Annotated in this window: 20 protein-coding genes; 10 read left to right on the forward strand and 10 right to left on the reverse strand. The window is 65.6% G+C overall.

The window, feature by feature from the left end; all coding sequences use genetic code 11:
* Positions 1 to 53 precede the first annotated feature (53 nt).
* Both ACY466_RS05360 and ACY466_RS05365 read right to left on the reverse strand, forming a co-directional pair.
* A complete protein-coding gene (locus tag ACY466_RS05360) occupies positions 54 to 2,042 on the reverse strand; it encodes a heavy metal translocating P-type ATPase (protein WP_463250444.1) in 1,989 nt (662 codons plus the stop codon).
* Positions 2,039 to 2,272 carry a heavy-metal-associated domain-containing protein gene (locus tag ACY466_RS05365; protein ID WP_463250445.1) on the reverse strand — a complete coding sequence of 78 codons (234 nt, stop codon included), beginning with the start codon at positions 2,270 to 2,272 and terminating at the stop codon, positions 2,039 to 2,041. Before ACY466_RS05365 ends, ACY466_RS05360 begins: the two co-directional genes overlap by 4 nt.
* 268 nt (positions 2,273 to 2,540) lie before the next feature.
* Here ACY466_RS05365 and ACY466_RS05370 point away from each other — a divergent pair, with 268 nt between their 5' ends.
* A complete protein-coding gene (locus ACY466_RS05370) occupies positions 2,541 to 3,110 on the forward strand; it encodes a DUF5994 family protein (RefSeq protein ID WP_463250447.1) in 570 nt (189 codons plus the stop codon).
* Positions 3,107 to 3,985 (forward strand): universal stress protein, encoded by an 879-nt coding sequence (locus ACY466_RS05375; protein WP_463250448.1) that lies wholly within the window; start codon positions 3,107 to 3,109, stop codon positions 3,983 to 3,985. Before ACY466_RS05370 ends, ACY466_RS05375 begins: the two co-directional genes overlap by 4 nt.
* A gap of 15 nt (positions 3,986 to 4,000) precedes the next feature.
* On the opposite strand, the gene ACY466_RS05380 is transcribed toward ACY466_RS05375, so the two are convergent.
* Both ACY466_RS05380 and ACY466_RS05385 read right to left on the reverse strand, forming a co-directional pair.
* Complete coding sequence (locus tag ACY466_RS05380) at positions 4,001 to 4,369, reverse strand: DUF5313 family protein (protein WP_463250450.1); 369 nt, start codon at positions 4,367 to 4,369, stop codon at positions 4,001 to 4,003.
* A 9-nt stretch (positions 4,370 to 4,378) separates the two neighbouring features.
* Complete coding sequence (locus ACY466_RS05385) at positions 4,379 to 4,756, reverse strand: DUF1003 domain-containing protein (RefSeq protein WP_463252139.1); 378 nt, start codon at positions 4,754 to 4,756, stop codon at positions 4,379 to 4,381.
* Between the two features lie 313 nt (positions 4,757 to 5,069).
* On the opposite strand from ACY466_RS05385, the gene ACY466_RS05390 reads away from it, so the two are divergent.
* The 4 genes from ACY466_RS05390 (at position 5,070) to ACY466_RS05405 (ending at position 8,684) form a co-directional block, all read left to right on the forward strand.
* On the forward strand, positions 5,070 to 6,080 hold the full coding sequence (locus ACY466_RS05390; protein ID WP_463250452.1) for a zinc-dependent alcohol dehydrogenase: 1,011 nt from the start codon (positions 5,070 to 5,072) through the stop codon (positions 6,078 to 6,080).
* 96 nt (positions 6,081 to 6,176) lie between these two features.
* Positions 6,177 to 6,962: a GAF and ANTAR domain-containing protein gene (locus tag ACY466_RS05395; protein ID WP_463250454.1), complete on the forward strand. Its 786-nt coding sequence runs from the start codon at positions 6,177 to 6,179 to the stop codon at positions 6,960 to 6,962.
* Positions 6,963 to 7,064: 102 nt separating this feature from the next.
* Positions 7,065 to 8,111 carry an alcohol dehydrogenase catalytic domain-containing protein gene (locus ACY466_RS05400; RefSeq protein ID WP_463250456.1) on the forward strand — a complete coding sequence of 349 codons (1,047 nt, stop codon included), beginning with the start codon at positions 7,065 to 7,067 and terminating at the stop codon, positions 8,109 to 8,111.
* 114 nt (positions 8,112 to 8,225) lie between these two features.
* Positions 8,226 to 8,684 carry a hypothetical protein gene (locus ACY466_RS05405; protein ID WP_463250458.1) on the forward strand — a complete coding sequence of 153 codons (459 nt, stop codon included), beginning with the start codon at positions 8,226 to 8,228 and terminating at the stop codon, positions 8,682 to 8,684.
* A gap of 112 nt (positions 8,685 to 8,796) precedes the next feature.
* On the opposite strand, the gene otsB is transcribed toward ACY466_RS05405, so the two are convergent.
* The 3 genes from otsB to ACY466_RS05420 form a co-directional block, all read right to left on the reverse strand.
* On the reverse strand, positions 8,797 to 12,738 hold the full coding sequence (gene otsB, locus ACY466_RS05410) for a trehalose-phosphatase (RefSeq protein ID WP_463252140.1): 3,942 nt from the start codon (positions 12,736 to 12,738) through the stop codon (positions 8,797 to 8,799).
* 152 nt (positions 12,739 to 12,890) lie between these two features.
* Positions 12,891 to 14,444 carry an alpha/beta fold hydrolase gene (locus ACY466_RS05415; RefSeq protein WP_463250460.1) on the reverse strand — a complete coding sequence of 518 codons (1,554 nt, stop codon included), beginning with the start codon at positions 14,442 to 14,444 and terminating at the stop codon, positions 12,891 to 12,893.
* Positions 14,445 to 14,550: 106 nt separating this feature from the next.
* Positions 14,551 to 15,441, reverse strand: coding sequence for an alpha/beta fold hydrolase (locus tag ACY466_RS05420; RefSeq protein ID WP_463250462.1), 891 nt, complete (start codon positions 15,439 to 15,441; stop codon positions 14,551 to 14,553).
* 268 nt (positions 15,442 to 15,709) lie between these two features.
* Between ACY466_RS05420 and ACY466_RS05425 the strand changes: the two genes are divergently transcribed.
* The 3 genes from ACY466_RS05425 to ACY466_RS05435 all read left to right on the forward strand — a co-directional run bounded on the left by ACY466_RS05425 (position 15,710) and on the right by ACY466_RS05435 (position 18,259).
* A complete protein-coding gene (locus ACY466_RS05425; protein WP_463250464.1) occupies positions 15,710 to 15,964 on the forward strand; it encodes a hypothetical protein in 255 nt (84 codons plus the stop codon).
* Between the two features lie 83 nt (positions 15,965 to 16,047).
* Positions 16,048 to 17,484 carry a bifunctional aminoglycoside phosphotransferase/ATP-binding protein gene (locus ACY466_RS05430; RefSeq protein WP_463250466.1) on the forward strand — a complete coding sequence of 479 codons (1,437 nt, stop codon included), beginning with the start codon at positions 16,048 to 16,050 and terminating at the stop codon, positions 17,482 to 17,484.
* Positions 17,485 to 17,671: 187 nt separating this feature from the next.
* Positions 17,672 to 18,259 (forward strand): hypothetical protein, encoded by a 588-nt coding sequence (locus tag ACY466_RS05435; protein ID WP_463250468.1) that lies wholly within the window; start codon positions 17,672 to 17,674, stop codon positions 18,257 to 18,259.
* Between the two features lie 19 nt (positions 18,260 to 18,278).
* Here the strand turns inward: ACY466_RS05435 and ACY466_RS05440 are convergent, their stop codons facing one another.
* From ACY466_RS05440 to ACY466_RS05450, 3 genes are all read right to left on the reverse strand, one after another.
* The gene (locus tag ACY466_RS05440) at positions 18,279 to 18,695 is read right to left on the reverse strand and encodes a VOC family protein (protein WP_463250470.1); all 417 of its coding nucleotides are present in this window, start codon (positions 18,693 to 18,695) and stop codon (positions 18,279 to 18,281) included.
* Complete coding sequence (locus ACY466_RS05445) at positions 18,688 to 19,128, reverse strand: universal stress protein (protein WP_463250471.1); 441 nt, start codon at positions 19,126 to 19,128, stop codon at positions 18,688 to 18,690. The genes ACY466_RS05440 and ACY466_RS05445 overlap by 8 nt, the downstream gene beginning before the upstream one ends.
* A gap of 190 nt (positions 19,129 to 19,318) precedes the next feature.
* Complete coding sequence (locus ACY466_RS05450) at positions 19,319 to 19,840, reverse strand: flavodoxin domain-containing protein (RefSeq protein ID WP_463250473.1); 522 nt, start codon at positions 19,838 to 19,840, stop codon at positions 19,319 to 19,321.
* 339 nt (positions 19,841 to 20,179) lie between these two features.
* Here ACY466_RS05450 and ACY466_RS05455 point away from each other — a divergent pair, with 339 nt between their 5' ends.
* Positions 20,180 to 20,530, forward strand: a complete 351-nt coding sequence (locus ACY466_RS05455) for a cupin domain-containing protein (protein WP_463250474.1) — start codon at positions 20,180 to 20,182, stop codon at positions 20,528 to 20,530.
* Positions 20,531 to 20,564: the final 34 nt, after the last annotated feature.

Genomic DNA, 20,564 nt, shown 5'->3' on the forward strand with positions numbered 1-20,564 from the left:
TGACGTCCTGACTGTCGTTGTGGTGATTCGGGTGGTCGAGCGGGCGGTGTGGTTCACGCATTGATCGCCGGCGTGTCGGCCTCTGCTGTGCGGTCGGTTCCCCGCACCGGATCGGGTCGGGGGGACTTTCTGAGCAATCGCATCGCGTTGGCGATCACCACGAGTACCGAGCCCTCGTGGACCAACATCCCGATCGACATGGTCACACCGCCGAAGAAGACACCGGCGAGCAGAACGACGACCGTGAACATCGCGATCGCAATGTTCTGGCGCATCACCGTCACGGTTCGCTTGGCCAGTGCGATCGACTCCGGAAGCTTGAGCAGGTCGTCGCCCATGAGCGCGATGTCCGCGGTTTCGACGGCGACGGCGGATCCTGCGGCTCCCATGGCCACGCCGATGTCCGCGGTCGCCAGAGCCGGTGCGTCGTTGACGCCGTCGCCGACCATGGCGACCGTGTGGCCCTGTCGTTGCAGCTCCACCACCTCCGCGAGCTTGTCCTCGGGCAGCAGTCCGGCGCGAACGACGTCGATGCCCGTCGCGTCGGCCACGGCTTCCGCGACCGGATGGGTGTCACCGGTGAGCATGACGACCTTGCCGACCCCCGCCTCGTGCAGGCGGCGGACCATCTCCGGAGCGTCCGGACGAATGCGATCGGCCACGGCGACGACTCCGATCACGGTGCCGTCCAACGCGACGATCATCGGAGTCTTGCCCCGGATGGCAAAGGCGATCGCGGTCTCGACGGCGTCGTGGTGGTCGACGATTCCGTACTGCTCGAGCAGCGGTGCGTTTCCCACCAGAATCTGCCTGCCGTCGAGATCGGTGACGATGCCCTTGCCGGGAACCGGGGTCACCGATCCGAGGGCGCCGACCGGTGCGACCCCGGCGTCCCGAGCGGCGTCGAGAACGGTTCGCGCGAGCGGATGTTCGGATCCCGCCTCGGCCGCCGCGGCCCACCGCAGCACGTCCGCACGATCGAAGCCGGGGGCGGTGATCGCAACGTCGGTGACCCGGGGTCGTCCCTCGGTGAGGGTTCCGGTCTTGTCCACGGCGACGGACGAGATCTTCGCCGCGGTCTCCAGGTACTCGCCACCCTTGATCAGGATGCCGTTGCGGGCCGCCCGTCCGATTCCGGAGACGATGGCAACGGGGATCGAGATGACCAACGCACCCGGACACCCGATCACGAGCAGTGTGAGTGCCAGGACGACATTGCCGGAGACCACGCCGGCGACGATCGCCAGAATCATGACGGCAGGGGTGTACCAGGTGGAGAACCGGTCGATGAACGCCTGGGTCTTCGCCTTGGCGTCCTGCGCCTCCTCGACGCGGTGGATGATGCGCGCAAGCGTCGTGTCGGAACCGACGCCGGTCGCACGCACCTGGAGAAATCCGCCTCGTGACACCGTTCCCGCGAAGACGCGGTCCGATTCCGTCTTCTCCACCGGAATCGATTCTCCGGTGATCGACGCTTCGTCGACCGCGCCGCTACCGGAGACGACGCGTCCGTCCACGGGGACCTTCGCCCCGTTCTTCACCAGGACGATCTCACCGTCGTGAACGTCCGAGGCCGGCACGTCCCGCTGTTCACCGTCGCGCATCACGACGGCGACATCGGGCGCGACCGCCACCAGTTCCGCCAGTGCAGAACGGGTCTTGCCGATGGTGGCCGCCTCGAGTGCATGGCCGACGGAGAACAGGAACGTGACCGCGGCCGCTTCCCAGAAGTTCCCGATCACGATGGCACCCACCGCGGCGATGGTGACCAGGAGGTCGATGGCCACGTGTTTCACCATCACGGCACGGAACGCGGACACCGCGATGCGGTACCCGGCGAGGAGGGCGGCCGCGATGATCAGGGCACCGCCGAGCGTGAACACCGAGGATGCAGCCGAGTCCTGGCCCGCGTCGATCCACCACGCCGAGCCGAGAACGGGGTCGGCCACTGCGCCTCCGGACCGGCCGAGAACCAACGACGCGGCGATCAGCAGTCCGGACACCAGTGGAACCGCCCACGGGCCGGTGACGAACCGACTCATATCGAGGACGGCTTCGCCGTGAATCCGGCCTTGGCAACGGCCGCGACGATGTCGTCGACGGTCGTGACGGTCGCATCGTGATCGACGTCGATACGAGCGGACGCGAAATGCACCACGACCTTCTCGACGCCTTCCAGTTTGCCGACACGTTTCTCGACCTTGGCCACGCAGGATGGGCAACTGAATCCCTCGGCGCGTAACAGCGTGTGGGTGATGGTCGGAGTGCTCACAGGAAGCTTCTACTTTCGATTGCGTCTCGACACCGTCGGGACGACGGAACGACACAGTTCGAGCGTGCGCGATCGAGCTCGCGACGGACACGGACCGAATCCCTCGGATCAGGGGCACATGGTCCCGAGTTCTCGATGCCGCGCCGGTACCGATGTTCGCAGGTACAGGGGTCCCGTCGGCAGAGTCCTTTGTGCTCTGTCGCTCGATGCGACGACCGGACACGATCGAGCGACGAGCACCACCGCCGATCGTCGAGAACGAGGTTTCATGTCACGCATCACCAGTCCGCAGCCTTCCGACCCCACGGGCGGGCCGACCGACGATCGGGACGGGCAACCGACGGCGGCGCTTCGCCACGCGTCGACCGCCGCCGCAGGACCGGTGGACGGCGGTTGGATGCCGACCACCGACGATCTGGAAGAGCAGCTGCCGCTTCTCCTGTCGACGCTCGGGCCACACACCGGGCCGGTCGAGCGTGTCGTCTATCGGCTCGACGAGTGGAAACCTGCGCCGAGGCAATTGTGGCTCGCCTCCGGTCGTGTTCGTCTGGGCGGATACACCCGTCAACCTCGGCACACGGTGGGCCTTCGGTGCTCGGACGGGAGACGCATCGTGATTCTCGTCGTGCCCGTGTCGACAACCGGTTCGGCAGGTCGCGTGGTCATGGAGAATGCCGCCCGGCCCGGCAATGCGGAGACCGTGCAACAGCTTCTCGGCTTGACGTTGACGGACGTGGCGCCGTTCACCGATCCGGCTGTGGCGCAACAGCGATGGGACACCGACGGTGGACCGCAGGCTCCGCAGCACGGGGAGTTCGCCGGAGCAGTGTCGTCATGAGTGCGTCCAACCGCGTCGTCGTCGGTGTGGACGGATCCGACGCATCGTTTCACGCCGTCCGGTGGGCCGTGAGAAATGCTGTTGCTCGTCGAGTGCCGGTCGAGGTGGTCACCGCCGTGCACCCGTCCTCGCGGACTCTCCGCGAGGCGGTTGCCGGCACCGCCGGCGGTACCGGCGACCGCAACGCCGAGGCAGAACGGATCCTGGGTGAGGCGATCGAGGTCGCCGAGACCGTCGCCGGATCATCGGCGCTGTCGATCACCACCCGCGTCGAACACGGCTCGGCGGCCGCGGTGTTGACCGATCCTGCGGATCTGCCGGCCATGATCGTCCTCGGGTCCCGAGGGTTGGGGGAGTTCACGGGTGGCCTCGTCGGATCGGTCGGCACGGCGGTCACCACTCACGCGAAATGCCCTGTCGTGGTGGTGAAGTCGGGCGAGACCGTCGACGGACCCGTCGTGGTCGGCGTCGACTGCACTCCGAACAGCGAACCGGCGGTGAGTGTCGCACTGAGAGAAGCCTCCCTGCGCGGTGTCGACCTCGTCGCGGTGCACGCCTGGAGCGATGTCGACACGGGCAGTGTCCTCGCCGGTGACTTCATCACCCACTGGTGGGAGGACGAAGTGGGTCAGAACGTGGCGCTGTCCGAGAGTCTGGCCGGTCGAGACGACGACCATCCGGACGTGACGATTCGCCGCGTCGTGGCCAAGGACGCGCCGGTCCGGGAGATCGTCCGCGAGTGCGCACACGCGCAACTGGTGGTGCTGGGAAGCCGGGGGAGAGGCGGATTCGCGTCGATGCTCCTGGGGTCCACGTCGCAAGCGGTTCTGCACTCGGTCGACATCCCGGTCGTCATCGTTCCGACCGGCCGCTGACGACTGACCCGGCGACTACTCGTGGCCGAAGTTCGTGCGGTAGCGACGCCGTTCTTCCGCCGCGCTCTCCTGCTCTCGCTGGGCCAGGACGTGGTCGAGGCCGTGTTGCTGCAATCGGTACTGCCGGTAGACCGAGGCGAGGGCCAGCGAGAAGTACAGCACCGACCCGAAGATGAGCGCCATCATCGCCATGGGAACCCACACCGGGCCGGGGAACAACAGGAACAGGCTCAGCACCGGGATCATGGGAAGCAGGAAGCGCACCACGTACCGCAGACGCGACCCTCGACCGAACAGATCCTCGGTCACCCACGGATTCAAGGATTCGGGCAGTACCCCGCCCAGGTTGTACGAGACCCTCTGTCGAACCGTCGGTGTGAGCATGCCTTCACGTTAGGTACGTGTGTTCGGCTCGGATAGGGACTTCCGACCCGAATTCGGCCGCTGGACGCCGGGGTCGTCGACGCTCGGACACACGTGTTCGTGCATCTCCGTCGCCAATCGAGCGATGGTCTCGGTCAGCTCGGTGTTCACGGCGATCATGTCGCGCAGCAGTGCCGTGTTGGAGAGCGTGTGCACGGCCACCTCGCTGCTGATCGAGTCCGCGCGTTTGGCCGAGATCAGCAGAATCGCACCCTGCAGACCGGCCATCAACGACAGGAACAGGTTCAGCAGGATGAAGGGATACGGATCGAACCCGCCGGTGCCGTTGTACCCCGCCCACACCGCCATGACCGACAGGAACAGAAACACGAAAGGCCACGACCCCATGCCGTTTCGCACGCGATCGGCGGCCCGCTCTCCGGTGGTCAGCGAATCCCCGGTGCGTACTCCGGGATGCCTTCTCCACAGATTCACGACGGCCGCCGGCGTGCGGTGCGAGGGGGTGAGGACAGAACGAGCATGACCTCCAGTGTGTCCTCGAGTCCGGGTGTTCCACCAGAGCACTAGGGCTGCCGAACGCCCTGTTCGGGAGGACCTCCGGCCCTACTCGGTCGGCTCGGACCTCGGCGACGATCGTCCCGTTGGTGCATCGCTCGAACGACGAGAACGGCACAGCGTCGACAATGTGGAGGACCTCGTCATGAAAGCTGCAGTCGTCACGGAATTCGGAGAACCCTTGGTGGTTCGCGATCTTCCGATTCCGATTCCCGGCCCCGAGCAGGTGCTGGTGAAGATGGAAACCTGCGGGGTGTGCCACACGGACATCCACGCCGCGACCGGCGATTGGCCGGCGAAGCCCACGCTGCCGTTCGTGCCGGGGCACGAAGGGGTGGGCATCATCGATGCGGTGGGGGCGCAGGTGCCCATGTCCCGCATCGGTGAGCGTGTGGCCATCGCATGGTTGGGATCCGCGTGTGGGGAGTGCGATCACTGCGTGTCCGGGTGGGAGACCCTCTGTGAGAAGCAGGAGAACAGCGGCTATTCGATCGACGGTGCCTACGCCGAATACGCTGTGGCACATGCTCGGTACGTCGTGAGGGTGCCCGACGGCGTCACCTCGTTCGACGCGGCTCCGCTGACCTGCGCGGGAGTGACGACCTACAAGGCGGTGAAGGTCGGAGGGGTGGTGCCGGCGCAGCGCGTCGCGATCTTCGGTGTCGGCGGCCTGGGCCACATGGCCGTTCAATACGCGAAGATCGCCGGCGGCTTCGTCACCGCGGTGGACATCGACGACGCGAAGCTCGATCTGGCACGCGAGCTGGGCGCGGACCACACCGTGAACTCGTCGACGACGGATCCGGTCGAGGCCATCGCGGCGCTGGGCGGTGCGGACGTCGCCATCGTGCTGGCGGTGATCCCGGAGGTCTTCGACCAGGCGTTCCGATCCCTGAGGCGCGGCGGACGTCTGGTCTGTGTGTCGATGCCCGCTCACGGGGTTCTGCCGATCCCGATCTTCGAAACCGTCGTCGGCGGCATCTCCGTTCTGGGATCGATCGTCGGAACTCGGAAGGATCTGCGTGAGGTCTTCGCATTGCACGAGGCCGGAAGGACCACGGTGTCCGCGGTCCCTCGTGCGATCGAGCAGGTCAACGAGTGTTTCGCGGACGTGTTGGCCGGGCGCGTCACGGCTCGATTGGTGTTCGAGTTCTGAGCCGAACTCCGCTGCGTGCGTCGTGAGGCCGTAGGGTCGACGACGGGGGGAACACGTGCCGGATGGGTATGTGCGCCCACGACGAAACGAGATTCGATGGACGACCAGCACGCGAATCAGGTCGCCGAGGCGCTCGCGCTCGACGCTGCGGACTCGGACCAGGTCGAAGTCGATTTTCGGGGGAGTCTCGCCGACCTCGCGCGACTGGCGATGAACACGCTCTCGCTACCGGACATGTTGTCGCACGTCGCGGAGTACGCGGTGCAGGCGATACCCGGCGCCGACGGGGCCGGGCTGACCCTTCTGCACCCCGAGCGCCCCGCGACCATCGTCGCCAGCGCCGATTTCGTCCGGGAGGTGGACGACATCCAGTACGGCCTCGGTGAGGGGCCGTGCATCACGGCGGCATCCGAGGGGCGCACGGTGCGGTCGGGGTCGCTCGACGCCGATCCGCAGTGGCCCCGATTCGGTTCTCGGGTAGGGCGATTGAACGTGCACAGTGCACTGTCACTGCCGCTCATCACGGGTAGCGGGGTGTTGGGAGCCATGAACGTCTATGCGCACGCGCCCCATGCGTTCGACGACCGTTCGGTCGAACTCGGCCAGTTCTTCGCGACACCGGCGGCGATCTCGGTTCAGAACGCTCGCGCCCTCGCGAGCGCCAAGCGGTTGACGGAGCAGCTCGAGAAGGCGCTCGGTCATCGATCCGCGATCGATCAGGCCGTCGGCATTCTCATCAGCCGCTCGGGATGTACGGCCGACGAGGCGTACGAGAAATTGAGGTCGATGAGTCAGGTCGACCACAAGAAGATCGATGTCGTCGCGCACACTCTCGTTTCCGAAGCGAAGAAGTCGGCGCGCTCGCGCAGCCGTCGGCACTGACGGAACAGAGGACCTTCTTCGCGGAGGACGAGGTCATCGGCCCGTTCCTCCCGTGGCTGTGCGGGTCCGACACTGGGCAGGACGTCTACGAAGGAGTCCAGCATGAAAGCCCTCATCTACCACGGAGCCGGACAGCGAGCATGGGAAGACGTGCCCGACGCGGTCGTCGAAGTGCCGACCGACGCAGTGATTCGCGTCGATGCCGTCACCATCTGCGGCACCGACCTCCATATCCTCGGCGGCGACGTTCCCGAGGTGACACCCGGCCGAATACTCGGTCACGAGGCTGTGGGAACGGTCGTCGAGATCGGTTCCGGCGTTGGTCGACTGGTGGTGGGTGATCGGGTGCTGGTCTCGTGCGTGACGTCCTGTGGGAGCTGCCGATACTGCCGAGACGGCAGTTATGGGCAGTGCCTCGGCGGCGGCGGATGGATTCTCGGCCACCTCGTCGACGGGACCCAAGCCGAGTTGGTCCGAGTTCCTTTCGCGGACAACTCCACTCACAAGATTCCGGACGGCGTCTCCGACGACGAGATGCTCATGCTGGCCGACATCCTGCCGACCTCGTACGAAGTCGGCGTTCTGAACGGGGCCGTCGCTCCCGCCGACGTGGTCGTCATCGTGGGTGCCGGCCCTATCGGTCTCGCTGCCGTTCTCACCGCACGACTGTTCAGTCCGAGCCACATCATCGCGATCGACGTGGCCGATGCGCGACTCGACGCAGCCCGCGCGTTCGGGGCCGACATCGTGGTGAACAGCGGACGAGACGATCCGTCCGCCATCGTGTTCGACACGACCGGCGGGCTGGGTGCAGACGTGACCATCGAAGCGGTGGGCATTGCGGAGACTTTCGAACTCGCAGTCCGCCTGGTTCGGCCGGGCGGGCACGTCGCCAATGCCGGGGTCCACGGTGCACCCGTCGCACTCCACCTCGAGGACATCTGGAACAAGAACCTGACCATCACGACCGGGCTGGTGGACACCTACTCCACGCCGACGCTGATGGGTCTGGTCGCCGGACGCAAGCTCGACACGTCGGCGATGATCACCCACCGGTTCGATCTGAACGAGTTCGAGGCCGCATACGACGTGTTCGAGCGGGCATCCGAGACCGGCGCGCTGAAGGTGGTATTGACCCCGCACCGATGACGGGGACGGGTTCGGTCGCACCTCGGTCGGGCCCTGTTCATCGGGGCCGAACGTCGTCCATCGTCAGGACCAACGGGCCTGTGGCGCAGACCGACAGGCGCCCACACTCGAAGGATGAGAGACCGAAGGACAACGCCGCCGACGTTCCCCTACTGGCACATCGCCGCCCTGTGTGGTCCCGTCGCGGTCATCGCCTACGCCGCCGCGGTAGGACTGTTCACCGGCGCGATCCGATTGGGGTCGGAGGCGAACAGTCGGCTGATCGCCGACAGCCCGATACTCGCCGGCATCGTCGTGTTGGCCGTGGTTGCGGTGCCGATGACCGCGGCCGCCCACCAGGCGAGTGCACGCAGGCACAGCAGTGCCCTCACGGCCTCGTGTGCCGGTGTGCTGCTCGTCGCACTGATGTCGATCCATGCCGTGGTCACCGGTGAATTCGTTTTCGTGCACGTTCTGTCGATCGCGACGGGTGTCACGGTGGCAATACTCGGCTACCGCGAGATACTGCGGCCGCGATGGTCCGGCGAGGATTCGACAGTCCCGCGACGTCCCGCGACGAAGCACGCATGGTGAAGGCCGCAACACCACCACCAGACCTTCTCGCCCGGCTGGATTTTCGGGTTCCGAGCGACATCGATCCTCTCGGTCGGTCGGTGTCCGGTGAAGGTTTCGGGGCGACGGGAGTTCAGGAACCGAAGGTCACCGTGTCTCCGGCCGACAGGTGCTCGGTGCGGCCCCGGCATTCGACATCGATACCAGGGCCCTCACCCGCATCGGCACCGACCGTGACCGAGGTTCCGTCGACACTCAGGCGGAGTCGCCGTCCGCGATAGAGAATCGACATCGCCAACGTCCCCAGCGCGTGCGGCCAGGTCGGCGACAACACGATTCGATCTCCCCGCGTCTCGAGCCCGGTGAAGCACCGCTGTACGAGATCGACGCTTCCTGCCATCGCGGCCAGGTGTACTCCCTCCGGAGTGGTTCCACGCTGAATATCCGTCACGTCGGACGCGAGCACCTGCCCGAAGAACTCGGCGGCCTTCTCCCGGTTCGCCCTCGCCAGCACCCAGGAATGCACGACCGCGCTCAGCGTCGACCCGTGCGAGGTGCGAGCCAGGTAATAGTCGACGGTCGCCGGGATTTGGTGCGGCGAGAAGACGTATCCGCAATGGAGGAGAATCTCGCGGAGTTCGTCCGAGGACATCAGATACAGCAACATCAAGGTGTCGGCTTGTTTGGACACCTTGTATCGGGTGACGTCGTCGTCCTCGGCTTCGAGGATGCGGTCCATCCGCCCGATGTTTCCGTACTTCTTTCTGTAGTGAGCCCAGTCGAGTTCGTCGAGATGTTCGTACCCCTCGAACTGGCTGATGATCCCGTCGTGGAACGGAACGAACATCCGTCGGCTCACCCGCTCCCAGAGCGCGAGTTCGGGACCGCGCAGACCCAGCGTTTCCAGCAACTCCATCCGGTTCGGGGTCGGCAGCAGGTTCAGTGCCTCGGTCGCACGCAGGATGACCCAGACCGCCATGACGTTCGTGTACGCGTTGTTGTCGACCCCGGCGAAAGGGTCCTGCGGAGAACCGGCATGGAATTCGTCGGGTCCGATGACCCCCCGGATGACGTAACGCTCGCGGTCGTTGTCGAATTCGGCTGCACTGACCCAGAAACGAGCGATGTCCACCAGGAGTTCTGCGCCGCATTCGATCAAGTACCCGCGGTCGCCGGTGGCTTGGTAGTACTGCCACACGTTGTATGCCACTGCGAGTCCCACGTGGTGCTGCCTCGCGCTGGGGTCAGGAGTCCACCGTCCCGATCGAGGATTGAGGTGCAGTTGCGGACTCTCCTCTCGTCCGTCGCTGCCGGACTGCCACGGGAACATGGCTCCGCGAAAGCCCGCGGCGCGGGCCGCGCGGCGGGCGGCGGGCAGCCGGCGATATCGATAGCGGAGCAAGGCGCGGGTCACGGCGGGCAGACGGAGGTTCAGAACCTGGAACACGAACAGTTCGTCCCAGAAGATGTGGCCCCGATACGCTTCGCCGGTCAAGCCGCGAGCAGGTACACCCGCATCCACGTCGACATTGTGCGACGACGCCGTCTGCAGCAAATGCAACATGTGCAGCCGCAGGGTCCTCACCTCGTCGGCGTGACCGTGCAGGTCCGTATCGACCTGCTCCCACAGATGAGACCACGCCAGCGTGTGTCGACTGCGCAGTTCTGCGAACGAGCCGGCCGCACACAGACTGCGTTCGGCCTCACCCGCGGGTTCCGACATCGCGCAGTCACGAGAGGTGTACACCGTGACGATCTTGTTCACGGTCACGGAGCGACCCATCCCGACGTCGACCGACACGAGATGGCCGACCCTCCCGGCGTCGTCGATCGCCAGGTACCGGGCGTGGGGCTGCTCGACCGTCGTCCGGGAAGCGAGTGCCACCACGATTCCGGTCTGGTCGGTGCGAACGTCGAGAAGTACCGAGTCCCCGGTCAGGTGTCGCGCCGACACCGAATGCAGGTGCCGCGTCGACAGGTCTCGATAACGCGCCACGAGCGAATTGCGGACGTCGGCGTCCAGCACCGAGCGAAATTCGATCACTCCGCTCCAATTCTCCGCAGTGATCGTCGTTGTCAGGGCGCACACGTGTGGATCGTCCATCGAGACGAAGCTTTCCTGTGTCACGCTGCTGACCCGTCCGGCGGAGTCACGCCATCGCATCTCGCGCCGCAGAATCGATCGATGCAGATCGTGCACGTGGCGGTACGACAGCAGGGTCGTCGCTGCAGGGTCGAACCACGCGCCGTCGTCGATCCGAAACCGGAAGGAACGCCAGTCGGGAAGATTCACCGCACTCTCGTTGTCGACGGTGACACCGTCGACGTCGTCGACGAGGCGGTCGAAGACGCCGGCGGCGTAGGTCCCCGGATAGTGATTCTCGCCGGCAACCGACTCCGGCGTGCTCCCGCGCGTCGCGAGGTACCCGTTTCCCATGCTGCACAGCGCCTCTCGACGCTTCTCTGTTTCGGGTTCGTACCCCTCGTACTCGAAGGTCCAGGAGTCGGATGCAGCGAGATCCCGAGCCTCGCCGTACTGCGCCAGCCGCGTCAGAAACTGTGCCGCCGCTTCGGGCCCGGACAGGGAGAACCGCGCCGCCGTCGTCCGGTCGTCTCCGTCATCACCGAGGACGACGATGCCGATGCCATCGAATCGAACGGTGTCGAAGCCGTCCTCGTCCGTGGTGTCGTCGCCGAGGAAGATGGGACACGAGGTCTCACGCGCACCGGCGAGACCGAGGATCCACTGCACCGCCGTGCCCTTGTTCCACTCGGCATCGGGGGTGAGTTCGACGACTCGGCGTCCCATGTCGACGCGGAGACCGTGGCGTCGCCCCGCAGCGTGCGCCGTGGCGAGGACGGCATCGACGTCGGTGGTCTCGGCATTACGGTAAAGCACTGCGACCGCGAAATTCTTCTGTTCGATGTCGGTACCGGCGATCGCACCGAGTTCGACATTCAGCTCCGCAGCCACTCGATTCAGTTCGTCGATGTCCATGCCGTCGACGTCGACGCAATGATGGGATCCGTCGGGTTCGGTCAGTTCGTAACCATGACTACCCGCGAACCACAGCCTCGTGAGCCCGACGTGAGCCGAGACGTCCACGAGATCGCGACCGCTGATCACGGCGACGGGGTACCGCATCGACAATGTCTTCAATGCCCCCGCCGCGCCGGGAACGAGAACGGCGGCGCCCGGATCCCGCACGATCGACGACACGGTGCCGTCGAAATCGAGGAAGATCGCCGGCCGTCCGGATCCGAAGCTTCCGGTGAGTCGAGAGAATTCTTCGAGAGCGTCGGGGAGGTCGGACCTGCGCGGAAGTTTCCTTCCTGCGACAACTTCTGCGAGGTCCGACACCACCACGTCGGCTCCGGCGTGCAGCAGCTCGTCCGCATGGCCGGACCGATCCACCCCGATGATCACGGCGAAGCCACCCGCAACGCCGGCGGTTACACCGGAGGAGGCATCCTCGACACACACCGTGTGCTCCGGGCGGGCGTCGAGGCGGCGCGTGGCCTCGAGAAGAACGGCTGGGTCCGGCTTCCCCGGTAGTCCGAGTTCTTCCGCCACGACGCCGTCCACCCGCACCGCGAACAGATTTGCGAGTCCCGCCGAACGGAGTACCTCCTCACAGTTCTTGCTCGAAGAGAACACGGCGGTCTTGATGCCGATGTCGTTCAACCGGTGCACGAGCGACACCGTCGTCTCGAATGCGGGCACCCCCTGTGATCGAAGCAACTCGCGGAATTGCTGCTGCTTGAGATTGCCGATACCGCGGACGGTGGTGCCGTCGTCATCGGACATTCGGCCCAGAGGAAGCGTGATTCCGCGCGCGCCGAGAAAGTCGATCACGCCGTCGTGTCGCGGCTTTCCATCCACCCAGCGTCGGTAGTCCGACTGCGTGAAGACGGACAGGTCGCCACCGTCGGCCTCGGTTCGCCGCTCGAGAAACGAGTCGAAAACGTGCGACCATGCCGTGAAATGAACGGACGCGGTATCGGTCACGACTCCGTCCAGGTCGAAGATCACGGCATCGTGGAAGCGCGAATCGATCGTGACCGGGAGCGAGATGGGCAAGACGTTCCTTTCGAGCAGGTGGCGGTGTGCGGGTGCCACCGACGCTAGGGGCGCGCAGCCATTTCGGACATGGTCCAAGGTCCTCGGTTGCAGTGACGGATGCGAGCAACCGCTCGGATCGACTTCGCTCGGGCGTGAAGAATGGATCAGGTTGCAGGCAGAACGGTCTCGGTCATGAATCGGTGGAAGAGGTCGGGCCGTTCGAAAAGTGACCGATGACCCGCGGTGTCGAAGAACTCCTGCTGCTTGATCGGTGCGTCCACGTGCTCGAACCATTCGCGAGCGAGCTCGGCCCGCCCGGGCGCCTCATGCCGCCCCTGTGCAAGGAAGACAGGTATTTCCAGCGACGCAACGTCGGTGCGCAGGTCGATGCTCTGCAGTTGCGGATAGAGCACGCTGAAGACGTCGAAGAAGGCACCGAACAGGTGAAGCTTGTCCAGCAGGCTGTACTCCTCGACGAAGATGTTCTCGCTGAAGCCGCCCGCCCCTTCGCTGTTGGGTGCGTGGTCGTACGGGTATACGTCAGGATTCGACAGCAGCGCTTCGTAGTTCAGCATGTTCTCGTACGGCGGCGGTCCACTTGCCGACAAGCGGTCCGCGACCGTGGAATTTCCGGTGTTGCGCGCCCATTCGAGTGTGTCCCGGTAGAAGACCAGGTCGGTTTCCAGCGGGTCGACCATCTGACCGGCCCCGATGTAAGCCCGGAACAACTCGGGACGCTTCTGGACCGCGAGCACACCGAGGATCGAACCCCACGATTGACCGACCACGTAGATCTTTTCTTGCCGGAAGCGTTCACGAAGGTAATCGGTCATGTCGATCGCGTCGCTGATTGCCCCGGCCACGGTCACGGTGGATGTGGGTTCCAGACTGTCGTAGGACTTTCCGGCCCCCCGCTGGTCGAAGGTGGCCACCACGAAGTCCCGCTCCAAGCTGCGGCCGTGTCGGCGCATCGCCCCGAGCTCGCTTCCACCGGGCCCGCCCGCCAGGAACAGCAGCACCGGCCTGCGCACGTCATCACCACGGATCATGACGGACAGGTTTCGATCGCCGATGTCGACCCGCGTCAGCTCCGCGACACTGCCGGAGAGCGGCGCACCGTCCTGCCCGAGAGTGGGAGCCGTGTGCGCAGGACGAACAATTGCCACGAGCAGAGCAACGAGACTCAGCACCACCAGCGAGGTGACCGTGCGACGAGCCCAGAGACCGGCTCGAGACACACCGGATCGAGACGGTGTTCCGCCGTCGGACCTCCGCGCGGCGGCCACTCCGAACACGGCACCGACGAGCAGAGGCACCAACGCCAGGATCCCGTGCAGTCCGCGTCCGCTGACGAACGCGATGATCCCGAACGGACTGTCGAGATGAATGCCGTCGACGAGAGGCCCTGGCGTATCGAGTCGGGTGACTTCGAAAACGATGGCGAACACCACGGGAGCGAGCAGCATGGCCCACCTGGTTCGCATCACGATCCCCGCGAATACTCCGACGGCCACGCCGAGACCGATCGTGGCCACCGCTTCGCCCGCGGTGATGGGCCCTCGGGGTGTCCACAAACCGGCGACGAGACCGTAGAGGCCGACAGCGAATCCGGCGGTCACCACGGCGATCGGCGAACCGTGAGGAAGAGACGTGAGCCCGTGTCGATCACCACCGAGTCTGCGATGCGTTCGACGTCGTTCGGGAGGGGTCGTGGGCATACGACCGATCCTCGAGCACGTCGACGTCCTCGCAACAGGGGCCGATGGCAGTGGTCCGCAGAGTATTTCGGATCGACCGAGCGATTACCGTTCCAGTCCGAGCGGTTTACCGAATTCCGCCGAGGTGTCGCAGATCGTCGAGAATGGTGGACGCCTTCCGCATCAGAGAGATGTGGCCTTCCCCGTCGATCAGATGTGCCCGCGCCCCGTGAACGTGGGAGGCCAACCATTCCGCGTGCGCGAACGGGACCATGGTGTCGAGGCGGCCTTGCCAGATCGAGACCGGTACTCGGATGTCTCCCAGCTCGAAACCCCACGGCCGGGTATGGGTGAGGTCGTCGTCGCGCCATCCGACGATGCCCTGTTGGCCGGCCGCATTGACCGACACGGCGAGGTACTCGGCCAGCTCGTCGGTCAACGCGGCACGGTCGACCGGCGGTGCGAGCGCGCCCAGCCCCGCTGCGACCTGGTCGGGGGTGACGGCGAAGAACCCCTTCCGGATCTCGAGAAACGTTTCCAGCTCATCGGCGCCGGCGAACACGGCGGTGTACTCGTCGATGTTCTCCTCGGCCATTCCCTCGCGAATGTCACCGTCGTACTCGGCGGCCGGGGCGATCCCCACGCAGCAGGCGGCCGCCAAACACCTGCCGGGTAGCAGCGCGGCGCACGCCAGTGCCCGGGGTCCACCGCCGGACCAGCCGATCGTCACGAAGGCGTCGACCCCGAGATGGTCGAGAACGGTTGCCGTGTCACGGGCGTCGTCGGCCACTCGCGCGGTCGTGGCTCCGTTCGGGCGCGGCGTGGATGCGCCGTATCCCGGGCGCGAATAGGAGATGACCCGTAGATCGTTCTCCGACGCTGCTCGCTCGAGCGTGGGAAACGGCACCGCACCTTGCGGCGTGCCGTGGTGATAGACGAGTGGGAATGCGTTGTCGGGGCCGGTGTCCAGAACTTCGAGGACGCGGCCGTCGTCGGTCGGCACAGTCGATGTCGTCACCGATTCTCCTTCGGGGTGGTCGAATCGTGCGTGAGCGTTCGGTCGGCAATTGCCTGCGGGTACTCGTTCCTGCTCGAGTTTCGACATATCGCCAAGATTGGTCGGGTCGGCTCTCTTCCCCAAGAGTCGTTGGGCATCTGATTCCGGGCCGGTTGCTCGGTCGCCGTAGGCCCCAGGTGTCGAGGGCCCGGACCAAAGGCCCCGATTTCGGTGACCTCGGCCAGCATCGGACGGCGCACAGCGACCGTAACTTCGATGTCGAAGCAGAATGACCATCACGCCCATCGAAGTGGAGCACGCCGTGTCCGTGACACCGAAGATCATCGACGACGCGAATCGGCCCCCGCCAGCCGCGTGTGTCGACCCACTCGCGGGGCACCTCGCGGCCGTCTACCGCGATGCATGGGGATTGATGCGAAGTCAGGGCGTCGCTTCCTTCCATGATCTCGTGTCGACGCGGGAGTTCGCCGCATCGGGGTCGTACGCGGTCGTGTCGACCTCGACCGTCGAGCAGGCCGTGTGACGACCGTCGAGAGTGGCTCGGCGCCCGTACGTGCAGCCGGTCCTTCGAACGGCGCCGAAATACGGGAGACACACAGCGCGTACGTGGTCTTGATCGGAAACCGTGCGTACAAGATCAAGAAGCCGCTCCGAACCGCGTTCCTCGACTTCCGAACCATCGGCGACCGACGGTCCGCCTTGGAGCGGGAGTACACACTGAACAGCCGATTCGCACCGGACGTCTACCTCGGTGTCACAGAACCCGAGGATCGACACGGCACAGAAGTCGAGCCCATGCTCGAGATGCGTCGACTCCCGGACGCAACGCGGTTGGCGACCCTCGCAGAGACTCGACGAGGCAGCGTGAACGCCGATCTCGATGCCGTTGCGCGGCAGCTCGCATCCGTGCACGCACGGAGTGTGCGCAGTTCTGTGGTCGACGACGCCGGTCGCAGCGGCTCCGTGTCGCGGCGATGGCATGCCAACATCGAGGAAACGCGTGCGCTGCGTGCAGGCGTGCTCGACGACGCGGTGCTCGATGAGATCCAGGATCGCGTGACGATGTTCTTTGCCGGCAGAACGTCGCTTCTCCAGTCTCGGATCGACGAGGGACGCATCGTAGACGGGCACGGAGACCTACTCGCCGACGACATCTTCTGCCTTCCCGACGGTCCACGAATTCTCGATTGCCTCGACTTCGACGATGCTCTGCGGTACGTCGACGGAATCGACGACGCAGCATGCCTTGCAATGGATCTCGAGTACCACGGGCGTTCCGATGCGGCTCGACACTTCATGGAGTCCTACCGAGAGGCCTCGATCGACGACGCTCCCTCGTCTCTCGTGCACTTCTATGTCGCCTATCGCGCTTTCGTCCGCGCCAAGGTCGCGTGCATTCGTTATCTGCAGGGCAACGACGCATCCCGCGCGGATGCGGTGCGGCACACTCGACTGGCTCTGGACCACCTCCGCGACGGCGCCGTCACACTGACCCTGATCGGAGGCTTGCCCGGGACCGGAAAGACCACCTTGGCGCGCAGCGTGGCCGACCGAACGGAATCACTGATGATGTCGAGCGACGTCGTGCGCAAGAACATCGTCGGCGTTTCGCCCCTCAGCTCCCACCGAGCCGCGCCCGGACAGGGTCTGTACGCACGAGGCATGACCACGAGAACATACGACGCGCTCTTGACGCACGCCGGTGATCTACTCCGCGCCGGTCGCTCGGTGGTGCTCGACGCGTCGTGGAGCGATGAACATTTTCGGGAACAGGCCGAACGGATTGCGGTCGCAACGTCATCGACGATCGTCCAGCTGGAATGCAGGGCGCCCAGCAGCATTTCGCTCGAACGGATCGGGGCGAGAGTGAACAGTCCGTCCGACGCCACCCCGGAGGTCTACCGGGACATGGAAGCGAGCCGGGCACCGTGGACGCACGCAGTCCCGATCGACACGTCCGCACACCCACTTTTCGCGGCCGACGACGCAATGATTCATTGGAAACGGCGCGCCACGATGGGAGATCGTCTGCGATCGCAGTAGCGACGAATGCGGTGGCCGGGCACCCGGGGGACTCCCGGCAGCGGTGCGTTGAGCGTACCGTCGTATCCGCAGGCGTTCACGAGGCCACAGCTCCGACTTCGGTCTTCCGCCTGCACGCTGCGGTGAGCCCCTTGCCGCGAGCGTCACGGAGGACACCGACGGGCGTTCGGATCGCTCGGGAACTTCCATGCACCTACACTCAGTCCAGGTCGACGACCTGGACCAGCTGACCCGGTTGCTGCACGACATCGACACCGATTTCGCGCATCTCGCTCGGGAGGTGGTCGCGGATTTCGATGCGGTACTGGGATCGCTCGACACGGCCACGGTGAGTATCGCGGTTCCGGTGGACGGCGTCCGCTTCGAGATCACGACCATCGTGCCGATGCACCGTCAGGTCGTCGCGGCCACCTCCGTCGGGGTGCAGCTGGGCTCCGACCGACAGTTCGGCGCCCACCTCGTGATCCGTTCGACCGTGAGCGGGTCTCTCGCCGGCTTCGCGGCTTACGTGCGCACGGCGTTCGGTCAGGACGCCGTCGAATTCGACCGCCATCTCGAACCCGGACATCACGATCCCGTGACCAGCGCCGAGGACGGTACGCGCATCGCGAGCCAGGTGGGTCGCGCGGTGGGGGTGTTCGTCGAAGGCGGTCGCACGCCCGCCGAGGGACGGGCCGAGCTGAGGCGACTGTCCGAACGGTCGGGATCTCCGGTGATCGACGTCGCCAGTCGGGTAGTACGGGATGCGGCTGGATGGTTCCCGCCGAGGTTGTGATCGATTGCGGCAGTGTCGGTTACCGGAATCGGTCGGCGATGGCGTGTCGCGGCAGCTGGGCCGGGCTGGGGAAGGCCACCAGGATGCGATTCGAATCGGGATCGCGGCCATCGATGAAACTCACCCCGTGCGCACTGTGCGCATAGGTGGCCGGGTAGTGCCGCCGCATCCGCTCGTGGATGTCGTCGAGTTCCCCCGCGCTCGATGCCGACCACATCACCTCGCGAACACCGACGGCCCCGAAGGGACGTTGAACGGAGGTCGAGTCCGCGTACAGGTAGATCTGGAAACCGTCGGGGGCGAGAAGTAACGCAGCGTCGGAATCGAGGACCTGAACGGTGCACCCGAAGACCTCGCGGTAGAACGCGACCGACCGGTCGAGATCGTGGACACGCATGAGCATCGACGAAACCGCCACTCCCGCAGCCTCAGTCATGGGCGTTCGTGTGAACGACGAGGACCGAGCACCCCGCGTGCTGAGCCACCTGGGAGCTGACCGAACCGAGACGCAGTCCGGCGAACCCACCGCGACCACGATTTCCGACCACGACCATTCGGGCGTTCTTGCCCGCTTCGACCAGAACCTTGGCCGGGGCGCCTTCGATCACCGTGCGACGCAGATCGTGTGGTGTCCAGTCCCCGAACGCCGCCGTGATCGCGTCGTCGAGCACTCTGTCGGCTTCGATCTGGGGTCGGCGATCCTCGACGGCCGGCACGCCGAGGTACGGAAGCAACTGCCATGCCGCGACCGCATCGAGGTGCGCACCGAGGGCGCGAGCGATCAGTTGGGCTTCCTGCAACGCCGATACCGACGACGGCGAGCCGTCGACGCCCACCACTATGCGTTCTGTGTGTGCTTGCTCGTCCATGGTCGAGTCCGTTCCTTGGTGGATGTTCGCGGGGCGTTCAGCCGCGCAGCAAGAAGTGCCACGCTCGCTCGGTACTGATCGGAACCGATGTCCCCGCGGGCGAAGCGCGCGGCGAACAGTTCCTCGAGGGTGTCGGGTCCGGTGTCGGGTCCGGCGTCGACCCCGGTCGTGCGGGGCCTGCGACGCCTGATCATCGTGCGCGCCCGGCCGTCGGCTGCTTCGGGGCCAGCGACCGAACGATCGACGACGCCCACTGGTCGACGTCCGCCCGTGAACGATCATCACCGGTTTCGGCGCGAATCATTCGCGCGATGAATCGTTCGTGCCGGGAAAGCGCGTCGAGATCGATCTTGCCGCCGAAGGTTTTGTGCTCGATCGCCCACGACGCTTTCCCGCCGGCAGTCGGTGAGCCGGACGCGGGCGACATTCCGATGGGGCCACTCGAAAAGAGCCACACCGGAATCGATTCCAGCGACGACTGTTCGTGTGCGACGAACGATCGAGCAGCCTTCAGCCACCGGCCCATGTACACGGCGCTGCCGAGGACGGCCGCGTCGTAACCGTCGACGCTGTCCAGTGAGTGCACATCGCGCAGATCGACGTCGATGGGAAAATCGATGCTCCTCGCGTCGGCGACCATCGCAGAGGCGATCCAACTCCCGATGTTTCGGGTGGCACCGTGACGGCTCGCGGTGGCTACGAGCACGCGCATGCGAACTCCTTCGACTGGGTGTGAACGGACTGTGAGTGAACGGTCTGTGTGTGACCGACGGTGCAGGCGACACGGTGTCACCGACTGCTTCGAGTCTGCGCCGGCCCCGCACCCGTTCGTCAGGGACGAAATACCCCGATCGTTCGCCGAAGGTCGTGGCCACGACGTGCACGAACGGAACGATCGACCGGGACCTTGGACTCGACGGTCGAGGACGTTCGGCCGTGGTCCCGTCGCGTCCGCCGGTCGTACCGTCAGCGGAAGACGTCCACCGGCGTTCGGAGTGCGCCGTCCGATCCCGTGCGGGTGGACGCTTCTCGAACGACGAACGGACCTGGCATGAAGAAGATTTCGATGACTGCGCTGATCCGTGAGCACGAAGCGACGGCCGCCCGAGCCCACAGCGGCCGAAGCGCGCACACGGTGTACGGCGGTCACGAGCACGTTCTCCGTCAGACCCTGATCGCACTCCTTGCAGGACAGCATCTCAGCGAGCACGAGAACCCCGGGGAGGCCACGCTTCAGGTGCTCTCCGGCCGGGTTCGGCTCGCGTCCGGTGCCGACGAATGGGACGGATCGACAGGAGACCTCATCGAGATCCCGAACGCGCGCCACTCCCTCGAAGCGCTCGAGACGTCCACCGTTCTGCTGACGGTGGCGAAGCTTCCCGCCGTCGAGACGGGCTCGTGAGCGCCTCGGTCACGCCGGTGGTGGCCGGTCCCGC

The sequence above is a fragment of the Rhodococcus sp. K11/5 genome (assembly GCF_055193735.1).

Bases quoted from the DNA above. Each gene is read 5' to 3' on its own strand.
- ACY466_RS05415 (WP_463250460.1), bottom strand. From the start codon at position 14,444: ATGCCCACGACCCCTCCCGAACGACGTCGAACGCATCGCAGACTCGGT.
- ACY466_RS05360 (WP_463250444.1), bottom strand. From the start codon at position 2,042: ATGAGTCGGTTCGTCACCGGCCCGTGGGCGGTTCCACTGGTGTCCGGA.
- ACY466_RS05405 (WP_463250458.1), top strand. From the start codon at position 8,226: ATGAGAGACCGAAGGACAACGCCGCCGACGTTCCCCTACTGGCACATC.
- ACY466_RS05395 (WP_463250454.1), top strand. From the start codon at position 6,177: ATGGACGACCAGCACGCGAATCAGGTCGCCGAGGCGCTCGCGCTCGAC.
- ACY466_RS05435 (WP_463250468.1), top strand. From the start codon at position 17,672: ATGCACCTACACTCAGTCCAGGTCGACGACCTGGACCAGCTGACCCGG.
- ACY466_RS05450 (WP_463250473.1), bottom strand. From the start codon at position 19,840: ATGCGCGTGCTCGTAGCCACCGCGAGCCGTCACGGTGCCACCCGAAAC.
- ACY466_RS05455 (WP_463250474.1), top strand. From the start codon at position 20,180: ATGAAGAAGATTTCGATGACTGCGCTGATCCGTGAGCACGAAGCGACG.
- ACY466_RS05380 (WP_463250450.1), bottom strand. From the start codon at position 4,369: ATGCTCACACCGACGGTTCGACAGAGGGTCTCGTACAACCTGGGCGGG.
- ACY466_RS05385 (WP_463252139.1), bottom strand. From the start codon at position 4,756: ATGGGGTCGTGGCCTTTCGTGTTTCTGTTCCTGTCGGTCATGGCGGTG.
- ACY466_RS05445 (WP_463250471.1), bottom strand. From the start codon at position 19,128: ATGGACGAGCAAGCACACACAGAACGCATAGTGGTGGGCGTCGACGGC.
- ACY466_RS05400 (WP_463250456.1), top strand. From the start codon at position 7,065: ATGAAAGCCCTCATCTACCACGGAGCCGGACAGCGAGCATGGGAAGAC.
- ACY466_RS05370 (WP_463250447.1), top strand. From the start codon at position 2,541: ATGTCACGCATCACCAGTCCGCAGCCTTCCGACCCCACGGGCGGGCCG.
- ACY466_RS05390 (WP_463250452.1), top strand. From the start codon at position 5,070: ATGAAAGCTGCAGTCGTCACGGAATTCGGAGAACCCTTGGTGGTTCGC.
- ACY466_RS05440 (WP_463250470.1), bottom strand. From the start codon at position 18,695: ATGACTGAGGCTGCGGGAGTGGCGGTTTCGTCGATGCTCATGCGTGTC.
- ACY466_RS05425 (WP_463250464.1), top strand. From the start codon at position 15,710: ATGACCATCACGCCCATCGAAGTGGAGCACGCCGTGTCCGTGACACCG.
- ACY466_RS05375 (WP_463250448.1), top strand. From the start codon at position 3,107: ATGAGTGCGTCCAACCGCGTCGTCGTCGGTGTGGACGGATCCGACGCA.